The sequence below is a fragment of the Actinomycetota bacterium genome, assembly GCA_036280995.1.
Taxonomy (GTDB): domain Bacteria; phylum Actinomycetota; class CALGFH01; order CALGFH01; family CALGFH01; genus CALGFH01.
In genome coordinates this window covers 1-8,796 of record DASUPQ010000091.1, presented here as the reverse complement: position 1 = coordinate 8,796, position 8,796 = coordinate 1, and the positions used below count along the sequence as shown (strand labels likewise).

Below are 8,796 nucleotides of genomic sequence, written 5' to 3'. Positions count from 1 at the left end.
CATCGGGCACAAGGACGACATTTTTAGGTTCCGAGGTGCTGAACTGACTGGTGGCGAGCTCGCCACCCAGATTCGCACGGAGCTGATCGAACAACTCACCGGCGAGGCCGCCCCGTACAACGCCATCTTTACCACCAATGGCATTGCCTCGACGACCGCAACGATGATCGCCGCGGCCCTCGGCTACCCCGACGTTACGGACCTGTCTCGGGCGCAGATCGAGAAGATCAAGCAGGCCCACCTGCTCCTGGCCATGTTCAACGCATGGCAGCCTGGAGTGTTCGCGTTGTCCGGCTGGGACCTGTGCGGCATGCTGACGCTCCAGCGGTCCAAGGTGTCCCGGCTGCTGGCCTCCGGCGACACTCGCTGGATCCACCGGGCAGCCTACGATCTGATGGACTACCGGCCGGAGGCTACCGAGTCGCCATCCAAGATGCCGCGTGGCACGAGCCTGTACGGATCCCTGCCGCAACAGCTGAAGGACCCGAACTCGTTCGCAGCACGGCTGCGCGACATTCTGGCGGTCCGCACCCGCTGCGGCATCGCCACCAGCTCGCAGGTGGACGTGCCGGACGTGTCCAACAAGGCCATGCTGGTGATGGTCCATCGGCTTGACGCCACCCACCTACAGGTGACGGTGTTGAACTTCTCCAACCAGTCCATTGCCGGCAGGGTCAGGTCGGAACATCTGACATCTGGCAGCGCGGTGATTGACATGTTCACCAGTCAGGTGATCACCGAGGTCGACCACGAGCACACATTCGCGGTCTCCCTGGAACCTCATCAGGGGAGGTCGCTGCTAACCGTCCCGGCCGACACTCCAGGTCCGTGACCGGACCGGCTGTGCCTGTTAGCTGCCGCCTTCGGGGTCGAGGTGGAGTCGGCCGCCAGAGCGGCGGCGGAGGGCGTCGCGCAACTCATCACGGGTCCGGAAGGCAACGGCGCGCTGGGCCTGGTCCAAGAGCGGCGCTGACGGGCCGATGCCGGGCTCTGGCTGGTAGGTGAGACAGCCGCCGGCGAACACGTCAACCACCTGGGGTGTGCCGGCGGGTCCTTGGGTCCGGAGGCGTCGGACGCCCGGCGCGATGATCTGGCCGTCCCCGGTTGGCTGGGCGCAGGACGCGGTCAGCCGGATGGTCACGCTGCCCGCTTCGGTGGCGGCCTGGGGCTGGCCGCCGGTGTTGAGGTTGATGTCAAGGCTGGCCTGGCTCAGCTCGAGCACCGACTCGCCGTCGCGGACAGCCAGGGCGCCGACGACGCCAGCTGGGAACGCCTGAATACATGGGATCCGAGAGGCGGACGGCACCGACTGTGCCTCCAGCCACAGCTCCTCCAGCTGGGTGCAGGACCCATTCCCGCCGGTGACGGCCGCGGCGCCTCCGGGGTTGGCGCTGGATCGGGCGAACGCCCAGGCCAGCGGGATGGCCGGGATCAGGGCGAGCAGGACGAGGGCGAGCAGGACGACGCGTCGTGTGCTCCAGCGCTGGACGCCGATCGGGCGCGGTGGCTCAGGCAGCAGGCGCACGAACTCGGCATGCAGGTTTCGTCCCTGGGCGCGCATCAGCTTGCGGAGCTGGGAGGGCAGGGCCAGCCCGCGGGCGGCGGCGAACGCCTCGGAGATCTCGCCGACCGTGAACTGCTGGAGGGCCCGCTGGTAGACCTGCTGGGGGCTGGACTGCAGGGCCAGGCAGAGCATCATGTTGGCCAGGTCGACGGCCTGGCGCCACGGACTGGGATGGATCTCGGAGAAGAACACGTCGATGAGGTAGAGCTTGCCGTCGCGGACCAGCAGGTTGGCCGGCTTGATGTCGCGGTGGGCGAGGTTGGCATCCCAGAGCCGGCGGACAATGGCCAGTCCCTGGTCGATGACGGCGTCGTCGACCTCGGCCTCGCCGATCTCGGTGGCGCCATCGATGAACTCGAAGACGATCAGGTACTCCCGCTCGGGGGTGAGCTCGGCCACACCGTATGGCTCGGGGCTGGGCAGCCCGGCTCGCTGCATCAGCGCCAGCGCGTAGTCCTCCTGCTGGACCAGCCGCTTGACGGTGTTGAAGGGCTTCTCATCCTCCAGCCGCCCATACAGCAGGGCCCGGACGAGCTTGTAGGAGCGGTCGGCACGGAGATGGCTCTTGGCGTACAGCTTGCCGAAGACATGGCGGGGATTCCCGGCCCGGTCCTGGACCTGGATGCGGAGCGGGGTCGACCCGGCCGACCCGGACAGCCCGAACGGCTTGACCTCCAGCGCGGTCAGCCCGAGCTGGTCGGCCAGGGCATGGCGGATGGCCTCGCCACGGCGGCCGCCCACATCCAGGTGGGCGCTGCGGCCCCGCTTGTAAGCGACCGGGAAGATCTCGTTGGGCACAAACAGCCGGTAGGCGACAACCGAGACCGCGACTCCGATGACGGCGCCCAGGAGCGCGTCGGTGGGAGCGTCCACGCCGAGGTGGATCCGGGCCAGGGCGAACGCCGCGACCAGGCCTGTGGCGACCAATTTGCCGAGCTGCCGCCAGCGGCCCACCGGGACCAGCGTATAGAGCACACCGACCAGGGTCGCGGCGAGGATGGCGACCGGCCGGGACGGCATCGCCCAGCCGGCCCAACTGCCGCGCAGCTCCACCCCGAACGGCCGCGGGCGATCCACCGTCGCCAACCGGACCACCAGCAGGACGGCCAGGAACGAGCCCACGAACACAACCAGGTGGCGGAAGCGCCGCAACACCAGCAATGCGACCACGGTCGCCCAGCGCAGCGCCCCGACCATGCCGACCGATCCGGTCGAGGCGACAATCGCCTCCATCAAGCCGGTCAGGCCGGGAAGCCGCAGCCCGGCCAGCCAGCGCACCACCGCGTCATCCCACGCCGTCACGGCCACGCCAAGGCTGCGCCGGGCCGGACCGAAGGCGATCCTGGCCAGCGCGACGAGGACCACGGCGGCGGCCGCCCACCAGACGCCGGTGGGCTGGATACTGCGCGGCAGCGGAGGCGGGGCGCCGGTGGGACGCCGTCGGCGCCCCGACCGCCGTACCTCCGGTTGGCCCGGTCTCGGCGGTCCAACGGCGCCCGGGAGCACCGGACGTGGGGTGGAGTCCATCTGCCCATCCTGCAACCAGGCGACCTGCCAGTCCACCGCATGGCGTGGACGGGTTGGAGCCCCGGCTGGGCCGGGGCTCCAACAGTGTCCAGCTTCGACTACAGCGCGGCCGCTCGGGCGGCGTTCACGATGCCGGCGCCGAAGAAGGAGTTGCGGTTGGCGCTGCCATAGCAGCGTTGGCGGTCATCGTCCTCGTTGATCGGCTCCCAGTCGACCGGGCAGGCGAGGGGGGTGGCCGAGCGTTCCAGCGCGGCCGCGACCGCCCCCTGCGACCACTCCGGGTGGACCTGGCGGATCAGGGCGGCGACCCCAGCGGCATGGGGGGCCGCCATCGAGGTGCCGTTCAGGAAGGCATAGCGGGCGCCCTGGTCGACCACGGTGAGGCCGGGCAGGTCGGGCTCCAGCGGGTCGAAGGCGTCCCAGAGAACCGACGGCGTGTTCGGGAGCGCCCCGAGCACGGCGTCCTGGACGGTGTCGGTGGCTGAGAAGTAGTCGCCGCCGGGAGCGGTCACGTCGACCACGCCCATGCCGACCGAGGAGTACTCGGCGATGTTCAGGGTGTAGCCGGGGTAGCCGACCGGACCGGTGGCCGACACCGTCACCACGCCCGGCAGCTCGGCCGGAGCGACCCGGCAGTTGTTGCGGACCCGGCGGGTCTCGGCGCTGTCGGGCGGATAGTCGGGGCTGATCTCGTCGATCGTCGGGTGCTGGAGGTCGTCGGCCTCGTTCCCGGCCGAGGCGACCAGCAGGACGCCGCGCTGCTGGGCGTAGCGGGCGGCCGACTGGAGCTCCTTGAGCATCGCCCGCTGCTCGGCCTCGCTGCGGCAGTAGTAGAGGTAGGGGTCGGCGAACAGGCTCATGTTCACGACATCCAGCCGCTGGTCGCCGGCATAGCGCAGGGCGGCCGCGACCGAGTCGACAAAGCAGAAGCCCCCGGCCGTGCAGGCCTTGAGGGCGACCAGGGTCGCCTCGGGGGCCACGCCGGCGATCCCGATGCCGTTGACGGGGGCGGCCGCGATGGAGGCCACGTGGGTGCCGTGGCCGTACAGGTCGCGGACCGCGGCCTTGTTGTCGCAGCTGGTGGCCACCTCCACCGGATCGGCGGTCGGCGTGCCCGGGCTGATGAACGAGCAGGAGCGGGCCAGATCCAGGTTGGGCGCGATGTCGGGATGGGTCGGGTCGATACCGCTGTCGAGGATGCCGATGGTCACGCCCGCACCGGTGGCATTGGACCAGGCCGAGGCGTTGGCGTCGATCAGCGCCATGTCCCACTGGCAGACGGCGAGCGGTTCGCTGCTCGGGGTCTCGTAGACGCCGGCGAACAGGTCTTCGCAGATGGCGGTCAGCTCCGCCGGTGTGGCCGCGGTCACTCCGGCCGGCGATGCGGCGGCCATCGAGGCCAGCCCCGACAGACAGAGCACGGCCGCCGTCATGAGGACGAGCAATGCCCGACGTAGGTGCATGATGAGCACCCTCCCTAGGTCGACTACCCCCACCACCCGGTACACCGTCGGCCAAGCAGGTCCTGTTACAGCCGACGACCCCGCCAGCCAAGCCCCGACCGACGCATGGCCGAACTGGCGGGCCACTCTTGAAGCCAACGCCGGTGGTGGGGAGCGCATCTGGATGCGCCGGGACGCCAGGGTCGTCGGGGGCGTGCCCCTGTAACGCCAGTTCGTCCGGTTGCGCTTACAAGGCAGGAACTGGCCGCCGCCTTGGCGCTTGGACCTTCGACGGGAGGACGTCATGATGCGACGAGGCGTCATGCTGGCCGGCATCGCGATCCTGGCCGCCCTGGTGCTGGCAGCCCCCGCGGGGGCGATCACCTACGGCATCCCCGACGGCGACGGCCATCCGCAGGTCGGTGCGCTGCTGGCGCCGCAGGCCTATCCCGACGGCACCTGGGCGGCCTGCTCGGGCACACTCATCGCCCCGACGGTGTTCCTCACCGCCGCCCATTGCGACCTGGAGGTCGACCGCGTCGCCGTGACCTTCGACTCCTCCTATGACCCGGCGACCGGGACCGAGTACTGGGGGACCTGGCACGGCGACCCCAACTACACCCAGGCCCAGAACGACCCCCACGACATCGCCGTCGTCGTGCTTGACCAGCCGGTGGGCGGGATCACCCCGGCCCGGCTGCCGGTGGCCGGGTCGCTGGACGGCCTGCGGGTCGGGACCCGCTTCACCTCGGTGGGCTATGGGGCGCAATCGGTGAGCATCGACCACGGTCCCAGCTTCCACTACGCCGACGTCCGCTACGTGGCCACCGGCGGGCTGCTGGCCGTCAACCCGAGCTGGCTACGCATCTCGATGAACCCGGCCCGCGGGGACGGTGGTGGCTGCTATGGCGACTCGGGCGGGCCAAACTTCCTCGGCGCCGGGGAGACCGAGACCAACATCGTGGCCGCCATCACCATCACCGGCGACGCCATGTGCCGGGCCACCAACGTCACCTACCGCCTGGACACGGCCTCGGCGCGGGCATTCCTCAGCCAGTACGTCACCCTTCCCTAGGGATCGCTGGACAGGCCCTGGCCACCAGCACCGACCTGTCGCTGTACCGGATCGTGCAGGAGGCGTTGACCAACGCCCTGAAGCAGGCCAAGGCCGCCCGCGCCGAGGTCGTGGTCGGCTACGGCACGCACGACATCACCGTCGAGGTCAGCGACGACGGCCGAGGAGCAGCACCCGGGCGGGGCGCGCAGGGAGCCGGCACGATCGGGATGCGCGAACGCGTTGCCCTGTTCGGCGGCGAGCTCCAGGCGGGCCCCCGACCCCAGGGTGGCTACGCCGTGCGGGTCTGCCTCCCGATCCCCGCCGAGGAGCCATGACCATCCGGGTGCTGCTCGCCGACGACCAGGAGCGGTCCGAGCGGGGTTCCGGATGATCCTGGAGACCCAGGCGGGTATCGAGGTGGCGGGCGAGGCGGGCGACGGCGTCGAGGCCGTGGCCGCGACCTGGCGGCTGCAACCCGACGTGGTGCTGATGGACATCCGGATGCCGAACCTGGACGCCTGCAGGCCACCAGGCAGATCGTGGCCGCCGGCTCGGGATCCTGCGTGGTGATCCTCACCACCTTCGACCTGGACGAGTACGTGTACCAGGCCCTGGCGGCAGGGGCCAGCGGCTTCCTGCTCAAGAATGCCCCACCCGAACAGCTCATCGGCGCCGTGCGCGTGGTCGCCGCCGGGGACGCGCTGCTGGCCCCATCGATCACCCGCCGGGTCATCGAGCAGTTCACCCGCCTGCCTCGTCCTGGCGGCACCGATGCCCTTGTGGGGCTCACCGACCGGGAGCGGGAGGTCTTCAAGCTCATCGCCCAGGGGCTGTCCAACGCCGAGATCGCCGCGCGGCTGTTCGTCAGCGACGCCACGGTCAAGAGCCACGTCGGCCACCTGCTGGCCAAGCTGCAGCTACGGGACCGGGTCCAGGCCGTGATGCTCGCCTACGAGTCCGGCCTGGTGCGGTCCGGAACCGGGTAACGGTAGTGCCTGCAGCGGTTGCCGGACGACTCACGGTAGCGAATGGCACGGCCACGGATGCCGCTCGAAGCACTCCCATATCAGGGCGCGGTTCATAACGGCCAGTCCATCCCAGCGGCACCACCACCGGCGGTGAGGATGTCACCGTCGTCGATGTAGAGGACCGACGCGCGGACGGAGATCTTCGGGCACATCTGGGCGAGCACCCCAGCAAGCGCCCAGTGCGTCGTGGCCGGGCGCTCGTCCAGCAGCCCGGCCGCGGCCAGCACGAACACTCCGGAGCACAGGCCGGCCACCCGTGCCCCTGCGGCGTGCGCGCGGCGCAGGGATTCCAGCAGCGGCTCTGGCGGCTGTTCGGGCGGATCCCGCCAGTAGGGCACGATGGCCAGATCCGCCTCGTGGATCGCGGAGAGGTCGTAGGGCACGTCGTAGGCCAAGCCGCCGCCGCGCATCGCGGCGGCCGCTCGCCGGAGACGATGCGCACATCGAGTTCGGGTAGCGCGCCGTAGTACACGGCCGCGTCGAACACGCCAAACGCGAAGGACATTATGCCCAGGGAGGCACCGTCCACGACCACGACCACGAGCCGCCGTGGGGTGGGCGATGCTGCAGGCAGGTTCAGGTTCGGGCCCGCGAGAGCCGCTTCCGCCATGACCCTCGTCTGGCTCCGGACCGGAGGGCGAGCAAGATCCCGAGCGTGGCCGCCGTGGGCGCCTGGGTTGGGTCGGGGTCCGGGGTGGGCATGGTCAGCGACCGCCAGGGCTGCCGGCGGCCGCTTCGGCGTGGGTGGTGCCCGGCCCGCTGCCCAGGGCAGCGGCGGGGATCTCAGCGGGCGGGCTGGAACAGCTCGACCACGTTGCCGGAGGGATCCTCCAACAGGATCTGGGAGCCGCCCGGCCCGCTGATGATGTCGTTGCGGAACCGCAGGTCGGCGGCGCGTAGCCGCTGGACCTCGCCGGCCAGGTCATCGACCTGCAGGTGCAGGCGGTTCCAGCCACCAGGAACCGGTCGGGTGCCATCGGGCATGGGCCGCCGGCCCGAGCTGGTCGGGCCGCTGAGCAGCAGCCGCACGCCGTTACGGGTGACGGCGGCGAACGCCGGGCTAGCGTCCTGCTCAACGGTGAAGCCTAGGTGGGTGGTGTAGAAGGCGATGGCGGCCGGGACGTCGTCGATCATGTAGCGGACGCCGACCGTGCTGGTGGCGGGCATGCACACCTCCCATGGCGCTGATTACGGAACCCGATATCGATATCCGATAGGATAGGCGCATGCGCTCGTTCCTGCATGGGGCCGTGCAGCTGCACGTGCTGCACCACGCCGCCGAGCACCCCATCCACGGTGCCTGGATGGCGGCCGAACTGGCCCGCCACGGCTACCGGATCAGCCCCGGGACCCTGTATCCCACGTTGCACCGGCTGGAGGCCGCTGGGCTGCTGGCCGGCCACGACGACCTGGAAGCCGGCCGGCGCATCCGCCGCTACACCATCACTGACGCCGGCCGCGCCGCCCTGGCCGAGGCGCGACGTGCCCTGCGCGAGCTCAGCGACGAACTCCTGCAGTGACCAGGAGACTCAAGGATGATGCGAGGTGGCGGACTGCGCCAGCGGTCGCTATCGGCCCTGGAGTTGACCCGCTCTGGTGGACGACCACCTTGTCGCTGGGGACGACCTGTCCCCCGGACAGGAGTCCACGTGCCACGCACTCGTCCGCCGTACCCGCCTGAGCTGCAGCGCCGATCCGCCCGCCTGCCTGAGCAGGACCGCCACGACCGGGGCGTTTCTCCTACGAGCTGTAACAGCCGAGCCGTTGGAAGCGCTCTATCCACCAGTGGTGATGTCCCAGACAGGCAGCCTTATGGTGGACGACCGAGCCGTCCTCACATTCCTTCAACATCTGGATCTGGTGCTCTCGGAGGCGCTGCGTGGCGACGAACAGCAGCGGCTGCGTCGACTCACGATGATCCACGCCTTGGTGATGGCCCTCCTCGCCGAGCCACAGGGGCTGGACCAGGCACTCCGGCAGGCGGCTGCTCGCCTCGCGGAGCTGGATTCCTGACCGCAGTCTTGGAAGGTATCTAGCTGCCCATTTCTGTACCGATGGCCCGCTGAGTTGGAGTTCGCCAGGTGTCATGGGCTTGGCCGGCTCGAACGAGCGCCAGAATGACCGTGCAAGCGACAAGACGGAGTTGCTGCCGTTCAGATGCGGTGAGGTATTCGGCTG

At 70.0% G+C, this 8,796-nt stretch carries 9 protein-coding genes and 1 pseudogene; 6 read left to right on the top strand and 4 right to left on the bottom strand.

All coding sequences use genetic code 11. The annotated features are described in order from the left end of the window. A partial coding sequence (locus tag VF468_02615; GenBank protein HEX5877203.1) for a maltose alpha-D-glucosyltransferase occupies positions 1-832 on the top strand: 832 nt, incomplete at its 5' end. An 18-nt stretch (positions 833-850) separates the two neighbouring features. On the opposite strand, the gene VF468_02610 is transcribed toward VF468_02615, so the two are convergent. Together VF468_02610 and VF468_02605 are read right to left on the bottom strand one after the other, a co-directional pair. Beyond that, complete coding sequence (locus VF468_02610) at positions 851-2,929, bottom strand: phosphatase PAP2 family protein (GenBank protein HEX5877202.1); 2,079 nt, start codon at positions 2,927-2,929, stop codon at positions 851-853. A gap of 260 nt (positions 2,930-3,189) precedes the next feature. Further along, complete coding sequence (locus tag VF468_02605) at positions 3,190-4,554, bottom strand: S8 family serine peptidase (GenBank protein ID HEX5877201.1); 1,365 nt, start codon at positions 4,552-4,554, stop codon at positions 3,190-3,192. 286 nt (positions 4,555-4,840) lie between these two features. On the opposite strand from VF468_02605, the gene VF468_02600 reads away from it, so the two are divergent. From VF468_02600 to VF468_02590, 3 genes and pseudogenes are all read left to right on the top strand, one after another. Then, positions 4,841-5,608 (top strand): trypsin-like serine protease, encoded by a 768-nt coding sequence (locus VF468_02600; protein ID HEX5877200.1) that lies wholly within the window; start codon positions 4,841-4,843, stop codon positions 5,606-5,608. Next, entirely contained in the window at positions 5,527-5,925 is a 399-nt protein-coding gene (locus VF468_02595) for an ATP-binding protein (GenBank protein HEX5877199.1), read from the top strand. The genes VF468_02600 and VF468_02595 overlap by 82 nt, the downstream gene beginning before the upstream one ends. Then, positions 5,922-6,576, top strand: a pseudogene (locus VF468_02590) (response regulator transcription factor). The gene VF468_02595 and the pseudogene VF468_02590 overlap by 4 nt, the downstream one beginning before the upstream one ends. A gap of 92 nt (positions 6,577-6,668) precedes the next feature. Here VF468_02590 and VF468_02585 read toward each other — a convergent pair. Together VF468_02585 and VF468_02580 are read right to left on the bottom strand one after the other, a co-directional pair. After that, on the bottom strand, positions 6,669-7,013 hold the full coding sequence (locus tag VF468_02585) for a DJ-1/PfpI family protein (protein ID HEX5877198.1): 345 nt from the start codon (positions 7,011-7,013) through the stop codon (positions 6,669-6,671). Between the two features lie 388 nt (positions 7,014-7,401). After that, entirely contained in the window at positions 7,402-7,785 is a 384-nt protein-coding gene (locus VF468_02580) for a VOC family protein (protein HEX5877197.1), read from the bottom strand. Between the two features lie 59 nt (positions 7,786-7,844). Here VF468_02580 and VF468_02575 point away from each other — a divergent pair, with 59 nt between their 5' ends. After that, positions 7,845-8,138 carry a PadR family transcriptional regulator gene (locus VF468_02575; GenBank protein HEX5877196.1) on the top strand — a complete coding sequence of 98 codons (294 nt, stop codon included), beginning with the start codon at positions 7,845-7,847 and terminating at the stop codon, positions 8,136-8,138. 244 nt (positions 8,139-8,382) lie between these two features. Further along, entirely contained in the window at positions 8,383-8,631 is a 249-nt protein-coding gene (locus VF468_02570; GenBank protein HEX5877195.1) for a hypothetical protein, read from the top strand. The last annotated feature ends 165 nt before the right edge of the window (positions 8,632-8,796 follow it).

What these genes read in the sequence shown, in the direction of transcription:
- VF468_02600 (HEX5877200.1), top strand. Translation starts at nt 4,841, where the DNA reads ATGCGACGAGGCGTCATGCTGGCCGGCATCGCGATCCTGGCCGCCCTG.
- VF468_02575 (HEX5877196.1), top strand. Translation starts at nt 7,845, where the DNA reads ATGCGCTCGTTCCTGCATGGGGCCGTGCAGCTGCACGTGCTGCACCAC.
- VF468_02580 (HEX5877197.1), bottom strand. Translation starts at nt 7,785, where the DNA reads ATGCCCGCCACCAGCACGGTCGGCGTCCGCTACATGATCGACGACGTC.
- VF468_02605 (HEX5877201.1), bottom strand. Translation starts at nt 4,554, where the DNA reads ATGCACCTACGTCGGGCATTGCTCGTCCTCATGACGGCGGCCGTGCTC.